We start from the raw sequence: 21,246 nt of genomic DNA on the forward strand, positions 1-21,246 counted from the left end.
CGGCCATGAGCAGCGATTTCATCAAAACCGAGCTGGTGCTCGATGCGCGCAATGGAACGGGTGAAAGCCCGGTCTGGCACGGCACGGAGCAGGCGCTCTACTGGGTCGATATTCCGGCGCGCACCCTGTGCCGCTGGACGCCTGCCACTGGCGAGAGCCGAAGCTGGCGGGCGCCTGAAATGCTGGCCTGTGTCGCGCCCATGGCCGGATCGAACCGCTGGATTGCCGGCGCCGAAAGCGGCCTGTTTCAGCTCGAACTCCTGGACGACGCACAGCTCGGCTTTGAAAGCCTGGCGCCCGTCAGCCATGCCAGGCCCGGCATGCGCTTCAACGACGGCCGCTGCGACCGCCAGGGGCGCTTCCTGGCCGGTACGATGTTGATGAATATGGCCACTGGCGCAAGCGTGGGTTGCGTCTACAGCTATCAAAAGAGTAGTGGATTGCAAAAACTGCTGGACGGCTTCATCACGCCCAATGGCTTGGCCTTCAGCCCCGATGGCCGCACCATGTACCTGTCGGATTCGCATCCCTCGGTGCAGTCGGTCTGGGCCTTTGACTACGACCTTGAGACCGGTACGCCGTCCAATCGCCGGCTGTTCATCGACTTCAACCCGCTGCCCGGCCGGCCCGATGGCGCGGCTGTGGATGCTGACGGTTGCTACTGGATTTGCGGCAATGATGCCGGCCTGATCCACCGCTTCACCCCCGACGGCAAGCTCGACCGCTCGCTGGCCGTTCCGGTCAAGAAGCCGGCCATGTGCGCCTTTGGCGGCGCTGGCCTGGACACCCTGTTCGTGACATCGATCCGCCCCGAAGGCATCGATTTATCTGACCAGCTGCTGGCCGGCGGTGTGTTTGCGCTGCGCCCTGGCGTGCGCGGACTGCCTGAGCCGATTTTTTCCCCTGTTCCCGTTCATAACTTTTAACTTGGTCCTTCAAGGAGACAACCATGACTTTCCGTAGAAACTTCATCGCCGCTGCTGTCGCTGCCGTGGCATTTTCCGCATCCTTCTCTGCCCTGGCCCAGAACATGGTGCTCAAGGCCGTGGACACGCATCCGGCCGGCTATCCCACGGTAGTGGCGGTCGAGAACATGGGCAAGAAGCTGGAAGCGGCCACCAACGGGCGTATCAAGGTGCAGATGTTCCCGGGCGCCGTGCTGGGCCAGGAAAAGGAAGCCGTCGAGCAGGTCCAGATCGGTGCCATCCAGATTGCCCGCATCTCGCTGGGCGTGGTCGGACCGGTGGCGCCTGATGTGGACGTGTTCAACATGCCCTTCGTGTTCCGCGACGTTGCCCACATGCGCGCCGTGATTGACGGCCCGATTGGCGCCGAACTGCTGGAAAAAGTCACCAACAGCCCGGCCCGTCTGGTGGCACTGGGCTGGATGGACGGCGGCGCCCGCAGCCTGTACACCAAGACACTGGTCAAGACACCGGCCGACATGAAGGGCATCAAGGTCCGCATGATGGGCAATCCGCTGTTCGTCGACACCATGAACGCCATGGGCGGCAACGGCATTTCGATGGCTTATGGCGAAGTCTTCAGCGCCTTGCAGACCGGCGTGATTGACGGTGCGGAAAACAATCCCCCGAGCTTTTTCACGTCCAACCACTACACCACGGGCATGAAGTATTACGCCCAGACCAACCACCTGATCATTCCGGAATTGCTGGTGATGTCCAAGGTGACCTGGGACAAGCTGTCGGCCGACGACAAGGCGCTGATGAAAAAGCTTGCCCGCGAAGCCCAGATGGAGCAACGCGTGCTGTGGGACAAGAGCGTCGCCGACTACACCACCAAGCTCAAGGCCGCTGGTGTCGAGTTTGTGCCGGTGGACCAGAAGCTCTTCTTTGATGCCACGGCGCCGGTGCGTGCCAAGTACGGCGCCAAGTTCGCTGACCTGATGAAGCGCATTGACGCCACCAAGTCCAACTAAGAACTGCGACCTGGCCGGGGCGACCGCCAGCAATGGCGCCGCCCCGGGTTGCGTCCGACCGGATACCGTCATGAAAAACAATATTCTTCGTTTCAACGACATCCTCTACCTGGCCTGCATCTGGATTTCCGGTGCGGCGGTTTTCGTGATGTCGCTGATCATTCCCTGGGGCATCTTTGCCCGCTATGTGCTGGGCACTGGTTCCCAGTGGCCTGAACCTGTCTCCATCCTGTTGATGGTGGTGTTCACCTTTTTCGGCGCGGCCGCCACCTACCGTGCCGGCGCCCATATTGCCGTGGCCATGATCACCGACCGCCTGCCCGCCAGTCTGCGCTGGCTGTGCGCCCGTGCAGTAGACCTTTTGATGCTGGCCGTGGCCATGTTCATGACGTTTTATGGCTTCAAGCTGGTCATGGGAACCTGGGGCCAGACCATTGGCGACCTGCCCTGGATGCCGGTGGGCGCGACCTACCTGCCGGTGCCGGTGGGCGGCCTGTTGACGCTGGCATTCATTCTGGAGCACATGTTGATCGGCTACCAGGGCCAGCGAGCCGTGGTCACGTTCGACCACGAAAAAATTGAAGCGGGAGCCCTCTGATGGACGCTTTCATACTGTTGGGCTCGTTTTTGGGCCTGATGATTATCGGCATGCCGGTGGCGTATGCCCTGGGGCTGTCCGCGCTGGTGGGCGCCTGGTGGATCGACATTCCGCTGGACGCCATCATGATTGCAATTGCCAGCGGCGTGAACAAGTTCTCGCTGCTGGCCATTCCCTTCTTTGTGCTGGCCGGTGCCATCATGGCCGAAGGCGGCATGTCGCGCCGGCTGGTGGCCTTTGCCAGCGTGCTGGTGGGCTTTATCCGGGGCGGCCTGTCGCTGGTCAACATTCTGGCTTCGACGTTTTTTGGCGCCATTTCGGGCTCTTCCATGGCCGATACCGCTTCCATCGGTTCGGTGCTGATTCCGGAAATGGAAAAGAAAGGCTATCCGCGCGACTTCGCGACCGCCGTGACGGTCAGCGGCTCGGTCCAGGCCATTTTGATTCCACCCAGCCACAACGCCGTGATCTATTCGCTGGCTGCGGGCGGCGGCGTGTCGATTGCCGCGCTGTTCCTGGCGGGCATCTTGCCAGGGCTGCTGCTAGGGCTGACGCTGGCCATCATGTGCCTGTTCATTGCGAAGAAACGCAATTTTCCCAAGGGTGAGCGCATTCCCATGCGCCAGGCCCTCAAGATTTGCGTCGATGCACTCTGGGGCCTGATGACCATGTTCATCATCCTGGGCGGCATCTTGTCGGGCATCTTCACGGCCACCGAGTCGGCCGCGATTGCCGTGATCTGGGCGTTTTTCGTCACGATGTTCATCTACCGCGACTACAACTGGAACGAGTTGCCCAAGCTGGTGCACCGCACGGTGAAGACGCTGTCCATCGTGATGATCTTGATCGGCTTTGCGGCGAGCTTTGGCTACGTCATGACGCTGATGCAGATTCCGCAGCAGATCACCGCGCTCTTTACCAGTGTGTCGGACAACAAGTATGTGGTCCTGATGATGATCAATGTGCTGCTGCTGGTGCTGGGCACGCTGATGGACATGGCCCCGCTGATCCTGATCATGACGCCCATCTTGCTGCCCGTCGTGACATCGCTGGGTGTTGATCCGGTGCATTTCGGCATGATCATGATGGTCAACCTGGGCATGGGCCTGATCACGCCTCCCGTGGGCGGCGTATTGTTCGTCGGCGCGGCCGTGGCCAAGTTGCCCATCGAAAAGGTGGTGAAGGCGCTGTACCCCTTCTTTGGTGCGCTGATGCTGGTGCTGATTGCGGTGACCTACATCCCCGGCCTCTCCCTGTGGCTGCCCAATCTTTTCCTGAAATAAGCCGGCACTTTTTTAAAAGATGTTTGCCAGCCAAACCACTTTCGCTTTCAACCCCCTGACGAGCCGCTGCTAGCGGCCAGTCGGAGGAGGGCAGTCGCCACGGCCTGAAATCCATGCCGTGCTGGCCGCTGCTTTTTTTTGCTTTTATCGATGCCGCCCCAGATTTCACTCAAGAACAATCCATGAACCCGCACGACCTCAAAACCATCGTCAGCTCCGGCCTGCTGTCTTTCCCCGTCACCGACTTTGACGCGCAGGGTGACTTCAATCCCAAGGGTTATGCCGAGCGCCTGGAATGGCTGGCCCCTTACGGCGCCACGGCGCTGTTTGCCGCTGGCGGCACGGGCGAGTTCTTCTCGCTGACGGGTGACGAGTACCCGGCCATCATCAAGACGGCAGTCGACACCTGCGCCGGCAAGGTGCCGATCATCGCCGGTGTCGGCGGCTCGACCCGTTTTGCCATTGCCTGTGCACAGGAAGCCGAACGGCTGGGCGCCCACGGCATCCTGCTGCTGCCGCATTACCTGATGGAAGCTTGCCAGGAAGGGCTGATTGCCCATGTCGAGGCGGTCTGCAAGAGTGTGAATTTCGGCGTGATCGTGTACAACCGCAACGTCTGCAAGCTGACCGCTGATTCTTTGGCGATCCTGGCCGACCGCTGCCCGAACCTGATCGGCTTCAAGGACGGCGTGGGCAACATCGAAACCATGTCTTCCATCTTCCTGAAGATGGGCGACCGTTTCTCTTACCTGGGCGGCCTGCCCACGGCCGAGGTCTACGCCGCCGCCTACAAGGCCTTGGGCACACCGGTGTATTCATCAGCGGTGTTCAACTTCATTCCGAAGACGGCGATGGACTTTTACCATGCCGTGGCGCGTGACGACATGGCGACCCAGCAGCGCCTGCTGAAGGACTTTTTCATGCCGTACCTGGCCATTCGCAACAAGAACCCAGGCTACGCCGTCAGCATCGTCAAGGCCGGCGCGACCATCGTCGGCCACAGCGCCGGCCCGGTGCGTCCGCCATTGACGGACCTCAAACCTGCCGAGATGGAAGCGCTGGCCGCGCTGATCAAGACGCTTGGCCCGCAGTAATCAACCGGAGCTTTTCATGACCCTCCTGCCAAGCGCCCAGCCCCGCTACATCCTCATGCACGAGGCCGACAACGTGGCCATCGTCGTGAACGACGGCGGTTTGCCGGCAGGCGCCGTTTTTGCCAGCGGACTGACCTTGCGCGACAAGGTGCCGCAAGGCCACAAGGTCGCGTTGGTCGATCTGCCGCAGGGCGGCATCGTGCGCCGCTACAACGTGCCCATCGGCTATGCCGCGCGCGACATCCCGGCCGGCAGCTGGGTTCACGAGCGGCTGCTGGACATGCCGGACGCGCGCGGGCTGGACAACCTGCCCATCGCCACCGTCAAGCCCGAGCCTTTGCCGCCGCTGGAGGGCTACACCTTCGAGGGCTACCGCAATGCCGACGGCTCGGTCGGCAGCCGCAACATCCTGGCCATCACCACCACCGTGCAGTGCGTGGCCGGCGTGGTCGAGTTCGCCGTCAAGCGCATCAAGGACGAGCTGCTGCCGCGTTTCCCGAATGTCGATGACGTGGTGGGGCTGGAGCACAGCTACGGCTGCGGCGTGGCAATTGACGCGCCCGACGCGATCATCCCGATCCGTACGCTGCGCAACATCACGCTGAACCCCAACTTTGGCGGCGAGGTCATGGTCGTCAGCCTGGGCTGCGAAAAACTGCAGCCCGAGCGGCTGCTGCCGCCCGGCACGATTCCCATCATGGACGAGCGCAATGTGGCCGATGTCGGCATGACGGCGGAGGCGCCGCTCGATGTGGTCTGCCTGCAGTCCGAACACCATGTCGGCTTCATGTCGATGATCGACTCGATCATGGGCGCGGCCGAGCTGCATCTGGAAAGACTCGATGCGCGCCGCCGCGAGACTGTTCCCGCCAGCGAACTCGTGGTGGGGGTGCAGTGCGGTGGCAGCGATGCGTTTTCGGGCGTTACGGCCAATCCGGCGGTGGGTTTTTGCACCGATTTGCTGGTGCGTGCCGGCGCGACGGTGATGTTTTCCGAAACCACCGAGGTGCGCGACGGCATCGACCAGCTCACGTCCCGCGCCAGTACCCCGGAAGTGGCGCAGGCCATGATCCGCGAAATGGCCTGGTACGACGCTTACCTTGAAAAAGGCAAGGTCGACCGCAGCGCCAACACCACGCCGGGCAACAAGAAGGGCGGGCTGTCCAACATTGTCGAAAAAGCCATGGGCTCCATCGTCAAGTCGGGCACCTCGCCCATCAGCGGCGTGCTGTCGCCGGGCGAGAAGGTCAGGCAAAAAGGCCTGATCTACGCTGCCACCCCGGCCAGCGACTTCATCTGCGGCACGCTGCAGCTGGCCGCCGGCATCAACCTGCATGTGTTCACCACCGGACGCGGCACGCCTTACGGACTGGCCGAGGTGCCGGTGATCAAGGTGGCGACCCGCACCGACCTGGCGCGGCGCTGGCATGACCTGATGGACATCAACGCCGGCCGGATTGCCGACGGCGACGCGACGATTGAAGACGTGGGGCGCGAGCTGTTCCAGTTCATGCTCGACGTGGCCAGTGGCCGCAAGAAAACCTGGGCCGAGCACTGGAAGCTGCGCAACGCGCTGGTGCTGTTCAACCCGGCGCCGGTGACCTGATGGCCTGAACCACGACTCAACAACAATTTTCAAAGGATAAAAATGACCCAGAAACACGACAACCTGATCGCCGGCGAATGGATCGCTGGCACCGGCTACACGCCCAATATCAATCCGTCCAATCTGGGCGATGTGATTGGCGAGTACACGCAAGCCAGTGCCGAGCAACTCGACGCCGCCGTGCAGGCCGCCCGCACTGCATTTCCCGCCTGGTCCGTGTCCAGCATTCAGGCGCGGGCTGATGCGCTGGACAAGATCGGCACCGAAATCCTGGCGCGCCGTGAAGAACTGGGCACGCTGCTGGCGCGCGAAGAAGGCAAGACCAAGGCGGAAGGCATTGGCGAGGCTGCCCGCGCCGGCAATATCTTCAAGTTCTTTGCCGGCGAATGCCTGCGACTGACGGGCGAGGTCGTGCCGTCAGTGCGCCCCGGCATCGGCGTGGAAATCACCCGCGAGCCGGTCGGCGTGGTCGGCATCGTCACGCCATGGAATTTCCCGATGGCCATTCCCGCCTGGAAAATTGCGCCGGCGCTGGCCTACGGCAATTGCGTGGTGATGAAGCCCGCTGACCTGGTGCCGGGCTGCGCCTGGGCATTGGCCGAGATCATCAGCCGCAGCGGCATTCCGGCCGGCGTGTTCAACCTGGTCATGGGCCGTGGTAGCGTGATCGGCGATCCGCTGGTCAACCATCCGGGCGTGGATGCCATCAGCTTCACCGGCTCGCAAGCCGTGGGCGCCCACATTGCCCAGCAGTGCGCGGTCAAGCTGAAAAAAGTGCAATTGGAAATGGGTGGCAAGAACCCGCAGGTCATTCTGGACGATGCCGACCTGGCCCAAGCCGTGGAGCTCAGCGTGCAAAGCGCGTTCTTCTCAACCGGCCAGCGCTGCACCGCGTCAAGCCGGCTGATCGTCACCGACGGTATCTATTCCAAGTTCGTCGAGGCTATCAAGTCACGCATGGCCACGCTCAAGGTCGGCGATGCGCTGGCCGCCGGCATCGACATTGGCCCGGTGTCGTCGCTGTCGCAGCTGGAGCAAGACCTGTCTTATGTGGACATCGGCCAGAAGGAAGGCGCGGTGCTGCTGGCCGGTGGCCAGCGCCTGAAGCTGTCCACCGACGGTTTTTTCATGGCGCCGGCACTGCTGACCGACACCACGGCCGACATGCGCATCAACCGCGAGGAAGTGTTCGGCCCGGTCGCCAGCATCATCCGCGTCAAGGGCTATGAAGAAGCGCTGTTTGAAGCCAACAACACGCCGTTCGGCCTGGCTGCCGGCGTGGCCACCACCAGCCTGAAATACGCCACACATTTCAAGCGCCACAGCCAGGCCGGCATGGTCATGGTGAACCTGCCGACCGCCGGGGTCGACTACCACGTGCCGTTCGGCGGCCGCAAGGGTTCGAGCTACGGTCCGCGCGAGCAGGGCCGCTATGCGCAGGAGTTCTACACCGTCGTCAAGACCGCCTACACGCTGGCGTGAGGCGCCAGGGCGGCATGAGAAGGCGGCCCTGCTTCAAGGCGTTGCACCGGCAAGGGCTGCTGGTGCTATTGAATTCATAGCTGCTTTCGTCCGCCGGATAAGCGGAAAAGGCATATTTGGCACTTGAAAGCAGTCTGTGGACCCATTCGGGGGTGCTGCGCAAGCAGCCCCTTTTATTTGTCAACCGCCCGGCCGTTGCATACCGGCCAGTGGCAACAGGAGAGATTCCATGACACAGGCAAGCCCCTACCAGCCTTTTCCCAACAGCCTGAAACGCGACTTGCGCGCCGGCAAGAAACTGATTGGCTGCTGGTCGTCGCTGTCCAATGCCATCACCACCGAAGTACTCGGTGTGGCCGGATTCGACTGGATTTTGCTGGACGGCGAGCATTCGCCCAACGACGTGACCACCTTCATTCCGCAACTGATGGCGCTCAAGGACAGCCCGAGCGCGCCGGTGGTTCGGCCCAGCTGCAACGACGCGGTGGAAATCAAGCGCCTGCTGGACGCCGGTTTCTACAACTTTTTGATCCCGTTTGTTGAAAACGCCGACGAGGCCCGCCGTGCCGTTGCCGCCACGCGCTATCCGCCCGAAGGCATTCGCGGCGTGTCGGTGTCGCAGCGCGGCAACCGCTATGGCACCATTCCCGATTATTTCAAAACCGTCAACCAGCACATCTGCGTGATGGTGCAGATTGAAAGCCTGGCCGGCGCGGCCGCTGCCAGAGAAATTGCTGCGCTCGACGGCGTGGACTGCCTGTTCGTCGGCCCGTCCGACCTGGCTGCAGGCATGGGCCACATCGGCAATGCCGGTCATCCGGACGTGCAGGCGGTCATTGCGGCGGTGTTTGCCGATGCCAAGGCCTGCGGTAAACCGGCCGGCATCCTGGCGCCGGCCGAGGCCGATGCGCGCCGTTACCTGGCGATGGGCGCAACCTTCGTCGGCGTCGGCAGCGACCTGGGCGCCTTTCGCGCGGCCACGCAGGCCTTGTGCGACCGCTACCGCAGCTGACGCGCCAACCTTTTCGATTTCTTTTTGACTGGAGCAAAAAATGAGCAAGCTTGGATTTATCGGCCTCGGCATCATGGGCGCGCCCATGGCCGCCCACCTGATCGCCGCAGGGCATGACGTGTTCCTCCATACCCGCAGCGAGGTGCCTGCCGACCTGCTGACCGGCCAGGCGAGCGCCTGCGCCTCTAGCCAGGAGGTAGCGCAAAAAGCCGACATCATCTTCCTGATGCTGCCCGACACGCCCGATGTGGCCAAGGTGCTGTTCGAAGGCGACGGCGTGGCCAGCGGCCTGAGCCCGGGCAAGACCGTTGTGGACATGAGTTCCATCTCGCCGATGGACACCAAGGAATTCGCCGAAAAAATCAATGCGCTGGGCTGCGACTACCTCGACGCGCCGGTGTCGGGCGGCGAAGTCGGCGCCAAGGCCGGCAGCCTGACCATCATGGTTGGCGGGCCTGATGAAGCGTTTGAACGCGTCAAGCCGCTGTTCGAACTGATGGGCAAGAACATCACGCTGGTTGGCGGCAACGGCGACGGCCAGACCTGCAAGGTCGCCAACCAGATCATTGTGGCGCTGAACATTGCCGCCGTCGGCGAAGCGCTGCTGTTTGCCAGCAAGGCCGGTGCCGACCCGGCCAAGGTGCGCCAGGCGCTGATGGGCGGTTTTGCCGCGTCGCGCATCCTGGAAGTGCATGGCGAACGCATGATCAAGCGCACCTTCAACCCGGGCTTTCGCATCGGCCTGCACCAGAAGGATTTGAGCCTGGCGCTGGCCGGTGCCCGTTCACTGGGCGTTGCGCTGCCGCAAACCGCTGGCGCGGCGCAGCTGATGCAGGTCTGCGCCGCCAACGGCATGCAGGACCTGGACCATTCGGCGCTGGTACGCAGCCTGGAAATCATGGCCAACCACACGGTTGCCTGAACACGTCGGGTAAGCGTTTTCCAAACCCCTTCAGGGCTGCGGCTTTGAAGGTAGACAACCCAGGCATCCATTCAACGCAGGAGACACATCATGTCCATCAACCGTCGTGATCTCGTGGGGGCCACGCTGGCCCTTGGCCTGGGCGCTGCCCACGCGCAGTCGCCCAACTGGTCTGCCAAAGCGATCCGGATCGTGGTGCCGTACCCGCCGGGCGGTTCGTCGGACATCATTGCCCGGTCGATTGCCCAGCCGCTGTCGGAAGCGCTCAAGCAGTCCGTCATCGTCGAAAACAAGGCCGGCGCCAATGGCAACCTGGGCGCGGATTACGTCGCCAAGTCGGCGCCCGACGGCTACACGCTGCTGCTGTGCGACACCGGCGCGCTGGCCATCAGCCCGTCGGTGTACACCAAGCTGCCGTTTGATCCGGCCAGGGATCTGCGCGGCGTGACCATGCTGGCCTATTCACCGCACCTGCTGGTGGTGCATCCGTCAGTGCCGGCCAGCAACCTCAAGGAACTGGTGGCGCTGTCGAGGAAAACCGAGCTGAACTTTGCCGTCACCGCCATGGGCAGCGCGCCGCACCTGGCGGGCGTGGCGGTCGAGCGCGCCAGCGGCGCCACATGGCAGTACATCCCGTACAAGGGCGGCTCGCAGGCGATCACCGACACGATTGCCGGGCAAACCCAGATTTTGATGAACGGCATGCTGGCAACCCTGCCGTTCGTGCAGAGCGGCAAGCTCAAGATCCTCGGCGTTTCCAAAGGCAGCCGCATGCCGCTGATTGGCGACGTGCCGACGCTGGCCGAACAAGGGTTGACCGGTTTCGAGTCCGGCACCTGGCAAGGGATTCTGGTGGCCAACGGCACGCCGCCTGCCATCCTGAACCGCCTCAACAGCGAACTGATCAAGGTCATTCGCCAGCCCGAGATCCGCGCCAAGCTGGCCGGGCAGGGCGCCGAGGTGGTGACCATGACGCCGGTGCAGCAGGACGAATTCTTCAACCGCGAAAAAGCCCGCTGGGCCAGGGTGGTCGAGCAGGCCGGCATCAAGCTGGACTGAAAACCCCCCGGTTTCTCTTGCACAGAAACACGCAGGAAAGGCGATTCAGCCCGCGTGAAAAGGGCGCAACCCGGACGTCGAAGGGTGGGTATCAAAAAGAACGGGTGGGTTCATGAAGCGCGTTCGCAGTGACCAGAATCGACTTTTTCAGCATCAAAAATGGCTTCTGCGCAAACTGCGTATGTGCTGGCAGCTATTAATACGGTAGCAAAAAATGCTGTCTCCACTCTTTCAAACGTATGACGGGTTTTAGAACTGGGTGAAGCCCCTATTCCATCAAGTAAAAAGGCACTCCGCGCATGCAATGCGCGCACGAGCAACTATTATTTTTATAGCAAAGTGGTCATCGTTTCGAGCGTGGTGTCTGGTCACGGCCGGGCGCTGGATATTGCGGACGGGGGAACCTGAACGGGGGAAATTCAGGCCCAGGCGTGCTGCGGCTCTGGTTGCGGTAGTACTGCGTCCAGCCGATGGACTGTCGGATCGCCTCTTCGGGTACCCGGTAGGCGCGGCCGTCGCCGAGCAGGCCGCGACTCGTCAGGTCGATGCGCCACCCCGCCGGAACCGTGGCTGGCGCGGGCTGCAGGGTGCGGGCCTCGCCCTCCACCACGGTGATCTGAAGGTAGGCGCCCGCCGGCATGACGGAATAGGCCACCTTGCTGAACTGCTGGCTTTTGGTGCCCAGCGATTCGACGCAGGCATCGGACTTGTCGATAAAAATCCTGCCGCTGCGAAACAGGCTGACCACCAGGCAGTTCAGGTCCTGGAACAGGCTGGGGTCGGTGTTTTCGTCGATTTCAAGGTAGCCGCCGTTCCAGAAATCGATTTTCATGCGCGTTCCCGGGCCGGTATAAAAGCGGTCGCCGGCCAGCAGCGCCTGACCCAGTTGGGCGGGCTGCCCGGCGCCATGGTTGCCCCGGTCGACAAACGCATTCGGTCCCTCGATGAAGGTGATGCGGCCGACCGGGCGCAGCACCGGTGCCTGCCCCTGGCTGGCGGGAACGGGCGCAGGGGCTGGCGGCAGGGGAGCGCACGCCGGCAGCAGCGCAAGCAGCATGGCCAGCCCGAAGCGGCTGGACGGATCGGGAATGCAGGGCAGGGTCATTTGGCGCCTCCTTCCGGAACTAAAAACAGGTTGGCCTGGCCTGTCACCTGGAGCCGCGCAATCGTCTCGCTCGGGTACCACACGGCCTTTCGGTCGGCAGGCAGCCACAGCAGCAGGTTTTTGTCGTTGCGCGTCATGAGGTTGCCGCTGGCCAGCGCACCGTCCTTGAATTCAAGGCTGGCCAGCGGATAGACCGCCGCCCGCACCAGGATGCCGAAAGCCACCGGCAGCAAGAGCGTGTAGACCATTGCATAGGCGGCCAGCACCAGGCGGCAGGCCCGCGCCAGCATCTCGGGGCGGATGGCCGTGCTGAAGGAAAACGACGCGCCGACGGCCATCAGCAGCACCAGGTAGCCGTCGAGCAGGCGCCGGAACTCGGCCAGCAGGAACACATTGCAGCGCTCGCCCTGCATCAGCAGCGAAGCCGCCACATCCGGCGGCAATCCGCTGCCGGCCACCGGAATCAAGGCCCGGCAGTCCGCCGTGGCCTGCGCGCCGCTGCGAAACAGCAGACTGTCGATGCGCCCCAGCGCCAGCAGCGGGTAGAAAAACCGGTCGGTATGCGCAATCAGCAAGACCACCAGTGCCGTCAGCAGCAGCGTGCCCTTGAGCGCCGGACGCGCCGCAGCCAGTGCGGCGCGCCGCCGGATCAGCCATTCGCGCGCACGCCGCCCGCTTCTGGCCAGCGGCCCGATTTCGCCCAGAAGCGCCAGCACCACCAGCACGCTGACGCCTCCGGCGCCCAGGGCCAGCAGCATCTGCAGCAGGTGGGCCGTCACGGCAAAGAAGAACCGGGCGCCTTCCAGCAGCATGTCCTCGTGCTTGAAATCCACCACCCGGCCCAGCCCAAGCATCGTCAGGTGGGCATGAAAGGCGTAGTAGCCGGTGGCATAGCAGATGGCGGTCAATGCCGCCAGGGCACCGCCGAGCCAGGCAATCGATTCCTTGAGCCGCTGAAGCAGTTCCATGGCCGCCACCCCGATGTGTTTCACGCCGTTCCGGCAGGCTGTCTGCCTGCCCATCGGTGGCAAGAACCATGGCGGGCTTTGGCAGGCATCGGCCGGATGCTTGCCAACTCTAAACGCAGAGCCGCTGGATAGCGGCATTCCAGCGTGCGGAAAGTTTCCGGATCGAGTAACTGATGTTACGCAGTGAAGCGGATGAGGGTGTGGTGCCCGCCAGAGCCGTTGGCCGGCAGTACGCCGGCCGGACGCTCAGACTGCTACAGCCCTGCCGCCAGCCGCGTTCCCTGGTCATTCGCCTGCTTGGCATCGAACTCGCCGGTCTCGCCGGCGCCGCCGATCAGGTGCGTCTTCATGCCTGCGGCGCGCAGCGGCTCCAGCCACTCGCGAAATGGCTCCTGACCGGCGCCCATCACCGCCATGCGTTTTTGGCCGGGGCGGTGCGGATGACCCGTTCGGTTTCATGCCCGGCGCGTGGATTGACCAGACAGCTTGCCAGCCTGGCGTTGAAGGCGTGGTTCAGACAGGCCTGGTTGCAGGCAATGCAAACGTTGATGTCCTGGCTGCGTCCCTGCGCGGCCTTGTCGACGAAGTCCGGGTCGGCCAGCAAGGGCCGCGCCAGGCTCACCATGTCGGCGCAGCCGTCCGCCAGCGCCTGTTCGGCGACCTCGGCATGTTCAGCCGGTTGCTGGGGATGACCGGAATGCTCAACCCGGCGGTGCGCAGTTCGGTGCGTAGCTTTTGGGTGACCCAGGTGAAGGCGCCGCGCGGCACCGAGGTGGCTATTGTCGGCACCCGCGCTTCATGCCAGCCGATGCCGCTGTTGACCAGGTAGCCTTTGCTGCCCATGATCTCGACGCCGTCGTCGCCGGCTTCACGCGCCAGCAAGGCGCAGCGCACAAAGGGGCGGATTTGCCGTTCGACGCCGCCGGCGCTCAGCGCGTAAGGCGTGAACGGCGAAATCGGGCTCCGCAGGCGCCAGGGCGCCACGCACAAAGGGCGGTTGCCGTAGCGCCCGGTGTTGCACGATCTGCAACGCGAACTTGCCGCCTTCCTGGTGCGCCGCATCGGTGACCTGCCGGTGGCGGCGCGCCGCGCCCGCGGTGGCGAGCATGCCGGCAAACGGCTTGGTCGAGCCCGCCACATTGGGCGCAAAGCCGCCGGTGACCATCAGGCCGACACCGCCGCGCGCACGTTCCGCAAAAAACACGGCCATCGCCGGGAAATGCTGGCGTCCGTCTTCCAGACCGGTGCGCATGCTGCCCATCAGGACCCGGTTTTTCAGCATGGTGAAGCCCCGGTCCAGCGGCGCCAGCAGGTGCGCAAAGGCCGGCAGGGCGGAAGAAGTCGGTGTGGCCAGGGCAGTCTCCAGGTCCGGGTTGGCGGCATGGTAGCCCTTGGACATGGCCCCGGGCACCACTTGCGGTGCTCCGGGGGACACGCCCTGCCGCGTGCGCTGGCAAACCATGAAGCGTTTTTTTGCGGGCATTAATGCTATAAAAATAATAGCTGAATGTGACCGTATTCATTGCGCTAGCGGAATTTTTTATCGAATTATTGGTCTTGGCGACGAGCACCGGGCCCTGGGCGATAAGGCTGGCTTGGATTCGGGGCACGGCATCAAGCCTGGTGAAGGTGGGTGTCTTTGGCGGGCAAAAAGCCGATGGGTGCCTGCTGGGCTCCGGGTCTGGCGTCACTGCCCAGGTTTTTAAGCCCCGACGGGCAAGGATGTTGTAAAGTGGTATGACCAATTTCTGCATTCCATGACCCAACGTTTCCATTCCATCACGCCCGGTGTGCATTTGTCCGAACAAGTGGCCGAGGCACTGTCCGCCGAAATCCGCGCGGGCCGGCCTGCCGCTGGCGAAAAGCTGCCGACCGAGGCCGCGCTGGTCGAGCAGTTCGCGGTCAGCCGCACGGTGGTGCGCGAGGCGGTGTCGCGATTGAAGTCGCTGGGCGTGGTCGAGTCGCGCCAGGGCAGCGGGGTGTTTGTGCGGCAGGCCGCCTTTGCGCCGCTGAATTTCGACACCCGTTCGGCGGCGTCCAGGCAGGCGGTCATTCAAATGGTCGAGGTGCGCCGCGCGCTGGAGGCAGAGGTCGCGGCGCTGGCTGCGCAACGCCGAAATGCAACCGACATCGAGCGCATTCGCCAGGCGATTGTGGCCCTGGACGAGGCGGTCAAGGCCGGGGGCGACGGTGCCGATGAAGACGTGAACTACCACCGCGCCATTGCGGATGCTGCGCAAAACCCGTTCCTCATCAGCACGCTGGACTACCTGCGCCAGTTTTTGCGCGGCGTGACGCGCGTGACCCGTGCCAACGAGGCCCGGCGAGCGGATTTCGCACGCCAGGTTCGCGACGAACACGAAGCCATCGCCGGGGCCATAGAGGCGGGCGACGCGACCAGGGCGCGCCGGGTTGCGGCACGGCACATGGACAACGCCATCAAGCGCATCGAGCAGGCCGATCCGGGCTTTTGGAAAGAGGCCGGTGTGCAATTGGCAAGCCCGCTGGTGTCCGGCGCCATCCGGCGGTAAGCGCCGCACCCGGTGCTGGCGCTCCCGGCAAACTCGCCTTTTCAATCCGATTTCAGCAGACGCGCAGGTCTGCGCCCATGCTGTTATGTGGTCTGTCTTTCCAAGCCATCCAACTCATCGAGTTTCGTCTCCTGTGCTGGAACAGACCGTGCATGGGCGCTTTTTTCGCATCGCTCAACCGCACACAGCGGTGTGAAAACTTTAAGCCACAGCGTTCGATCAGACGAATTTCGTAGCCTGTCATCTCCACAAAGGCTGGTTGCGCTTTGGCACGCATATTTGCAGCAGCGTGCGCATGCAGCAACGCACGGCGCCCCGTCTGATCATGGTTTTATGCAACCCGCTCGAACCCTGATGGCGCAGCATCTTCAGCCAGATCATTGAGGGTTTACGAAATGCTCAGGGTAAACAAGTACGAGCAATATACCCAAAAGTTGTAGGATGACCATATAAGTTAAAACTTAAATTAAATGGTTTTTCCTTGTTGGTTAAAAAGCACGTGAGACCCAACAGGAAATTTTGAACAGGGTGGTGCGCGAAAACATCCTCATTGCTGCAGTGCATTTGCCATTCCCTGAACTGGGCCATTTGCGCAAGGACATTGATTCATTTATCTACACACCGCTCTCATAGCGGCTTTTCTGAAACCTGGAGGAAACCATGAAACCTATCACGCGGCGACTGGCCCTGTTGTGGAGTGGCAGCGCACTTGCCGTCCCACAGCTTGCCATCGCACAAACCTGGCCCGCCCGGCCAATTCGCCTGGTCGTGCCATTTCCACCGGGTGGATTGATCGACAACATGGCGCGCCTGGTCGGCTCCCGGCTGGCGCAGGAGCTCGGGCAAGCCGTGGTGATCGACAACAAGCCTGGAGCGGGCGGCAATGTAGGGGCGGCAGAAGTGGCCCGCTCGCCGGCCGATGGCTACACCTTGTTGATGGCTTCTCCGCCGCTGACCATCAGTCCGGCGCTGTACGAGAGTCTTCCGTACAAGCCAGAGAACATTGCACCGGTCGGCTTGCTCGGCCGTGTACCCAATGTGCTGGTGGTCAACCCCAAAAGCGGCATCGGTTCGGTTGCAGACCTGTTGGCGCGCGCCAAACGCGAACCCGGCAAGATGAACTACGCCTCCAATGGCAACGGCACGTCGCTGCACCTCAGCGCCGAACTCTTCAAAAGCACAACAGGAACGTTCATCACGCATATTCCGTATCGCGGTGCCGCTGCTGCGGTCACTGGCCTGATCTCGGGGGAGGTCGAGATGATGTTCGAGAACTTGCCTTCGGTTTTGGGACAGATCCAGGGCGGTTCGGTGAAAGCCCTCGCGGTCACAACCCTTCGCCGCAGCAAGACCCTGCCGGACGTGCCGACACTGGTCGAGCTTGGCTTGACGGGATTCGACGTCAGCGCATGGTATGGCGTCGCGGCACCCGCGGGCACATCTCCTGCCGTGGTCAGTACGCTGGAACAGGCTCTGCAGAAGATCATGCAGGAGCCCGAGGTTATCCGCGTCATGGAGTCCCGTGGCGCCGAGCTTGGTTTTATGCCGGCCACGGCCATGGGCGCGTTTATGTCAGCCGACGCGCAGAAGTGGAAACGCGTGGCCAGCTTTGCAAAAATCACCCTTGGTTGAAGGAGCGGGCATGACATCAGTCGCAGGTTTGGTGGGTTTGGGTGCCATGGGCAAGGGCATGGCGCAGTCGCTGCGCCGCGCCGGATATGCACCGCATGTGTTTGACGTTCGTCCAGAAATCGCAAGCGCGTTTGCCGAGGAAGGCGGGGCCTTTGCCAGCCCTTCACTGGCAGCGCTGGCCGGGCAATGTGATGTGATTGTTTCGGTCGTGGTTAACGCCGCGCAAACCGAAGCCGTGCTGTTCGGGCCTGGCGGTTGCGCTGCGGCCATGCGGCCAGGCAGTGTTTTCGTGATGTGTTCGACGGTGGACCCCAACTGGTCGATCGCCCTCGAAAAGCGACTGCATGCGCTGGGCCTGCTGTACATCGACGCGCCCATCTCTGGCGGGGCGGCCAAGGCGGCGAGTGGCGAGATGACCATGATGACCTCGGGCGCGCCAGCGGCTTATGCAAAAGCTGAGTCGGTGCTTGATGCCATGGCTGGCAAGGTCTACAAACTTGGCGATTCGGCCGGCGCGGGGAGCAAGGTGAAGATCATCAACCAGCTTCTGGCCGGCGTTCATATCGCAGCGGCCGCTGAAGCGATGGCACTGGGTCTGCGTGAAGGGGTGGATGCGGCCGCGCTGTACGAGGTCATCACGCACAGCGCCGGGAACAGCTGGATGTTTGAAAACCGCATGGCACACGTGCTGGCGGCTGACTACACGCCCCTCTCGGCGGTGGACATCTTTGTCAAGGATTTGGGCCTTGTGCTCGACATGGCGCGCGCCAGCAAGTTTCCGCTGCCGCTGTCGTCCACTGCGCACCAGATGTTCATGCAAGCCTCGACGGCCGGTTTTGCCACAGAAGACGACAGTGCCGTGATCAAGATTTTCCCAGGCATTGAGTTGCCGAAAAAATCATGAAGCCGATCAGCCTGGGGTGTATCGCCGACGACTTCACCGGCGCCACGGATCTGGCCAACAACCTGGTGCGAGCCGGCATGCGGGTGGTGCAAACCATTGGTGTGCCTGACGGCCCCCTGGACGCCGATGTTGACGCCGTGGTGGTGGCCCTCAAGTCGCGCACCGTGCCGGCTGAGCAGGCGGTGGCCGAGTCGCTGGCCGCGCTGGCCTGGCTGCAGGGCCGGGGCGCGCAGCAGATCTATTTTAAATATTGCTCGACCTTCGACAGCACGGCTCAGGGCAACATCGGCCCGGTGACAGAGGCATTGATGGACGCGCTTGACACCGGGTTCACCATCGCCACGCCGGCTTTCCCCGACAACCAGCGCACAGTGTTCAAGGGTTATTTGTTTGTCGGCGACGTGCTGCTCAATGAGAGCGGCATGCAGAACCATCCGCTGACACCCATGGCGGATGCCAACCTGCTGCGGGTGATGCAGGCCCAGACCAGGCACCGTGTCGGACTGATCGACCACCGGGTGGTGGCGCGCGGCGAAGTCGCGGTGCGCGAGCGCATGGCACAACTTCAGGCCGAAGGGGTGGGCGTGGCGATTGTGGACGCCCTATCCAGTGAGGACCTGCTGCGTCTGGGGGGCGCCCTCAAGGGCATGCCGCTGGTGACGGCAGGCTCCGGTGTGGCAATCGGCCTGCCGGCCAACTTTGGCATCACCCCCTCGCTGCAGGCCAGCCATTTGCCGGCTGCAGGGGGTCTGCAGGCAGTCGTGTCAGGCAGTTGCTCGCTGGCGACCAACCGGCAGGTGCTGGATTTCATCAAGCGGGGCCATCCCGCGCTCGCCATTGAACCGTTGCGTATCGCCTCCGGCGCCGATGTGGCGGCCGAAGTGCTGGCGTGGGCCCGTCCGCTGCTGGCGCAGGGCCCGGTGCTGGTGTATTCAACGGCCGACAGCGCTGACGTCAAAACCGTGCAGTCACGGCTTGGTGCGCAAGAGGCCGGTGCGCTGGTCGAGCGCACCTTGGCGGCTGTGGCGCGTGGATTGGTGGAATGCGGCGTCGGGCAACTTGTGGTGGCAGGGGGTGAAACCTCGGGCGCCTGTGTCCAGGCGCTGGGCATCACGCAATTACAGATCGGCCCGCAGATTGATCCCGGTGTGCCATGGTGTCACGCCAGACCAGCGTCCCCGCGATCTGCTCCGAACGTCATCGCTGAAGCCCCAGTGGCCGACGATGACCCTGTTGCTATCCAGCGCGTGCCGGCCATGGCCAGCCACGATGGGCTGCACCTGACGCTGAAGTCCGGCAACTTCGGCAGCGACGACTTCTTCACCAAAGCCTTTAGCATGCTGGCATGAAATACCGCCACCACGTTTGCCGCTTTATAGCGGCACTGCCACCCATGCGAACCTGGGTCTTTCTTGTGGTTGTTTGGCGGGCGACATGACTGGGCTGAGCGAAACCCAGGCACGCGAAGAAATTTGCCGTGTGGGCAAAAGCCTGTTTGACCGGGGTTATGTGCACGCCACGGCTGGCAATATCAGCGTGCGGCTGGCTGCGTCCGAAGGCGGGGGCTTTCTGATCACACCGACCGATGCCTGCCTGGGCTTTCTGGACCCCGCGCGGCTGTCGCGGCTCGATGCCAACGCGAAGCAGCTGAGTGGCGACACGGCCAGCAAGACGATTGCGCTGCATGCCGGCATTTACGCCTCGGCCGAACCGTTTGATCCGTCAACGCAGTGCGTGATTCATACCCACAGCACGCACTGCGTCGCATTGAGCCTGCGCGCGGTGGGCGAAGAATTGTTGCCGCCCATCACGCCTTACTTTGTCATGAAGGTGGGTCATGTGCCACTCATTGAATACCACCGGCCCGGCGATTCCGCAGCAGCGGCGAAGGTGGCGCAGGCCATCACGCATTACGGGCGGCAGGGTATGCCCATACGCGCTGTGATGCTGGCCCGGCTCGGACCGAATGTCTGGCATCAGAGCCCCGCAGCGGCCATGGCCGTGCTGGAAGAGCTGGAAGAAACTGCGCGGCTGATGACGTTGGCAAAGGAACCGCCGTTGCCCCTGTGCGGGGAGCAGATCGAAGCACTGCGCCAGACTTTCGGTGCGCGCTGGTAGGCGGCTTGTGGGGCAAGTCGGCCTGCTGCCCTTTCCCTGCCTGCGCGAGCAGCTATTATTTTGAATCATTTTTAAACCCAATCCAGAGACCGCCATGCCGAGATTTGCAGCCAACCTGTCCATGATGTACCCCGAACTGCCGTTTTTGGAACGCTTTGAAGCGGCTGCCGGCGATGGTTTCAAAGCCGTCGAATTTCTCTTTCCTTACGCCTTTGACAAAGCGGAACTGGCTGCGCGTTTGAAGATCAACGACCTGCAACAAGTGTTGTTCAATGCGCCACCCGGTGGCACCGATGCCGCCTCCATTGCCACGGCCTGGGAAAAATCCGGTGACCGGGGTACGGCGTCGGTGCCGGGCCGGGAGGCCGAGTTTCGCGCTGGGGTGCTGCTTGCGCTGGACTACGCCGAGGCGCTGGACTGCCCGCGCGTCCACCTGATGGCGGGCTTGATCGCTTCGGGGCAGGAGCGCGAGGAAGTGCAACCGACCTATGCAAGCAACCTGCGCTGGGCCGCAGCAGAGGCCGCGCAGAGAGGTTGCGACGTATTGATCGAACCCATCAATGCACGGGACATTCCTCGTTTCTTCCTGAACCGGCAGGACCATGCGCACGAGATCATTGCCCAGGTCGGCGCGACCAACCTCAAGGTGCAGATGGACCTGTACCACTGCCAGATCGTCGAAGGCGATGTGGCGATGAAAATCCGCAAGTACCTGCCCACCGGCACGGTCGGGCACTTCCAGGTGGCCGGTGTGCCCGAGCGCCACGAACCCGACATCGGCGAAATAAATTACCCCTACCTGTTCAGTGTGATCGATGAGGTGTCGGCGGCCTGCAACTGGGACGGCTGGATTGGCTGCGAATACCGTCCGAAAAAGGGCGGCGAGCCAGGAGGAACTTCGGCCGGCCTGGGCTGGATGCCGCGTTGAGTGCGCGCAAAGCGGTCGCGTGGCAACCAAGTGGTGTCGCGCCATGCGCTAACTCACGCGTCACA

General features: G+C 62.9%; 19 protein-coding genes and 1 pseudogene. 16 read left to right on the top strand and 4 right to left on the bottom strand.

The window, feature by feature from the left end:
* Positions 1–5: 5 nt before the first annotated feature.
* The 10 genes from IWX85_RS00925 to IWX85_RS00970 all read left to right on the top strand — a co-directional run bounded on the left by IWX85_RS00925 (position 6) and on the right by IWX85_RS00970 (position 10,995).
* A complete protein-coding gene (locus IWX85_RS00925; protein WP_196868426.1) occupies positions 6–926 on the top strand; it encodes an SMP-30/gluconolactonase/LRE family protein in 921 nt (306 codons plus the stop codon).
* Positions 927–949: 23 nt separating this feature from the next.
* On the top strand, positions 950–1,939 hold the full coding sequence (locus IWX85_RS00930; protein ID WP_196868427.1) for a TRAP transporter substrate-binding protein: 990 nt from the start codon (positions 950–952) through the stop codon (positions 1,937–1,939).
* Positions 1,940–2,009: 70 nt separating this feature from the next.
* Positions 2,010–2,537: a TRAP transporter small permease gene (locus IWX85_RS00935; RefSeq protein WP_196868428.1), complete on the top strand. Its 528-nt coding sequence runs from the start codon at positions 2,010–2,012 to the stop codon at positions 2,535–2,537.
* Complete coding sequence (locus IWX85_RS00940) at positions 2,537–3,820, top strand: TRAP transporter large permease (RefSeq protein ID WP_196868429.1); 1,284 nt, start codon at positions 2,537–2,539, stop codon at positions 3,818–3,820. The genes IWX85_RS00935 and IWX85_RS00940 overlap by 1 nt, the downstream gene beginning before the upstream one ends.
* Before the next feature lie 182 nt (positions 3,821–4,002).
* Positions 4,003–4,914 carry a 5-dehydro-4-deoxyglucarate dehydratase gene (gene kdgD / locus IWX85_RS00945; RefSeq protein WP_196868430.1) on the top strand — a complete coding sequence of 304 codons (912 nt, stop codon included), beginning with the start codon at positions 4,003–4,005 and terminating at the stop codon, positions 4,912–4,914.
* A gap of 16 nt (positions 4,915–4,930) precedes the next feature.
* Positions 4,931–6,520: a galactarate dehydratase gene (garD, locus tag IWX85_RS00950; RefSeq protein ID WP_196868431.1), complete on the top strand. Its 1,590-nt coding sequence runs from the start codon at positions 4,931–4,933 to the stop codon at positions 6,518–6,520.
* Between the two features lie 42 nt (positions 6,521–6,562).
* Positions 6,563–8,002, top strand: coding sequence for an aldehyde dehydrogenase family protein (locus IWX85_RS00955; RefSeq protein ID WP_196868432.1), 1,440 nt, complete (start codon positions 6,563–6,565; stop codon positions 8,000–8,002).
* Positions 8,003–8,231: 229 nt separating this feature from the next.
* Positions 8,232–9,014, top strand: coding sequence for a 2-dehydro-3-deoxyglucarate aldolase (gene garL / locus IWX85_RS00960; RefSeq protein WP_036810611.1), 783 nt, complete (start codon positions 8,232–8,234; stop codon positions 9,012–9,014).
* Between the two features lie 40 nt (positions 9,015–9,054).
* Complete coding sequence (locus IWX85_RS00965) at positions 9,055–9,936, top strand: 2-hydroxy-3-oxopropionate reductase (protein WP_196868433.1); 882 nt, start codon at positions 9,055–9,057, stop codon at positions 9,934–9,936.
* A 90-nt stretch (positions 9,937–10,026) separates the two neighbouring features.
* On the top strand, positions 10,027–10,995 hold the full coding sequence (locus IWX85_RS00970; RefSeq protein WP_196868434.1) for a tripartite tricarboxylate transporter substrate binding protein: 969 nt from the start codon (positions 10,027–10,029) through the stop codon (positions 10,993–10,995).
* A gap of 343 nt (positions 10,996–11,338) precedes the next feature.
* Here the strand turns inward: IWX85_RS00970 and IWX85_RS00975 are convergent, their stop codons facing one another.
* From IWX85_RS00975 to fadH, 4 genes and pseudogenes are all read right to left on the bottom strand, one after another.
* Positions 11,339–12,100, bottom strand: coding sequence for a hypothetical protein (locus IWX85_RS00975; RefSeq protein ID WP_196868435.1), 762 nt, complete (start codon positions 12,098–12,100; stop codon positions 11,339–11,341).
* The gene (locus IWX85_RS00980; protein ID WP_196868436.1) at positions 12,097–13,092 is read right to left on the bottom strand and encodes a hypothetical protein; all 996 of its coding nucleotides are present in this window, start codon (positions 13,090–13,092) and stop codon (positions 12,097–12,099) included. Before IWX85_RS00980 ends, IWX85_RS00975 begins: the two co-directional genes overlap by 4 nt.
* A gap of 230 nt (positions 13,093–13,322) precedes the next feature.
* Entirely contained in the window at positions 13,323–13,475 is a 153-nt protein-coding gene (locus IWX85_RS00985) for a hypothetical protein (protein WP_231379438.1), read from the bottom strand.
* Positions 13,464–14,350, bottom strand: a pseudogene (gene fadH / locus IWX85_RS20230) (NADPH-dependent 2,4-dienoyl-CoA reductase); the annotation flags it as partial. The pseudogene fadH and the gene IWX85_RS00985, both read right to left, overlap by 12 nt.
* Positions 14,351–14,825: 475 nt before the next feature.
* Between fadH and IWX85_RS00995 the strand changes: the two are divergent.
* The 6 genes from IWX85_RS00995 (at position 14,826) to otnI (ending at position 21,181) form a co-directional block, all read left to right on the top strand.
* Positions 14,826–15,599 (top strand): FadR/GntR family transcriptional regulator, encoded by a 774-nt coding sequence (locus IWX85_RS00995; protein WP_196868437.1) that lies wholly within the window; start codon positions 14,826–14,828, stop codon positions 15,597–15,599.
* 660 nt (positions 15,600–16,259) lie between these two features.
* Positions 16,260–17,231: a tripartite tricarboxylate transporter substrate binding protein gene (locus IWX85_RS01000; protein WP_196868438.1), complete on the top strand. Its 972-nt coding sequence runs from the start codon at positions 16,260–16,262 to the stop codon at positions 17,229–17,231.
* Positions 17,232–17,241: 10 nt separating this feature from the next.
* Complete coding sequence (gene ltnD / locus IWX85_RS01005; RefSeq protein WP_196868439.1) at positions 17,242–18,135, top strand: L-threonate dehydrogenase; 894 nt, start codon at positions 17,242–17,244, stop codon at positions 18,133–18,135.
* Positions 18,132–19,484: a 3-oxo-tetronate kinase gene (gene otnK, locus IWX85_RS01010; protein ID WP_196868440.1), complete on the top strand. Its 1,353-nt coding sequence runs from the start codon at positions 18,132–18,134 to the stop codon at positions 19,482–19,484. The genes ltnD and otnK overlap by 4 nt, the downstream gene beginning before the upstream one ends.
* Before the next feature lie 94 nt (positions 19,485–19,578).
* Positions 19,579–20,253 carry an aldolase gene (locus tag IWX85_RS01015; RefSeq protein ID WP_036813731.1) on the top strand — a complete coding sequence of 225 codons (675 nt, stop codon included), beginning with the start codon at positions 19,579–19,581 and terminating at the stop codon, positions 20,251–20,253.
* A gap of 94 nt (positions 20,254–20,347) precedes the next feature.
* Complete coding sequence (gene otnI / locus IWX85_RS01020) at positions 20,348–21,181, top strand: 2-oxo-tetronate isomerase (protein ID WP_036810643.1); 834 nt, start codon at positions 20,348–20,350, stop codon at positions 21,179–21,181.
* Positions 21,182–21,246 lie beyond the last annotated feature (65 nt).

It is taken from the genome of Polaromonas sp. CG_9.11, assembly GCF_015752225.1.
In the GTDB taxonomy this organism is placed as follows: domain Bacteria; phylum Pseudomonadota; class Gammaproteobacteria; order Burkholderiales; family Burkholderiaceae_C; genus Polaromonas.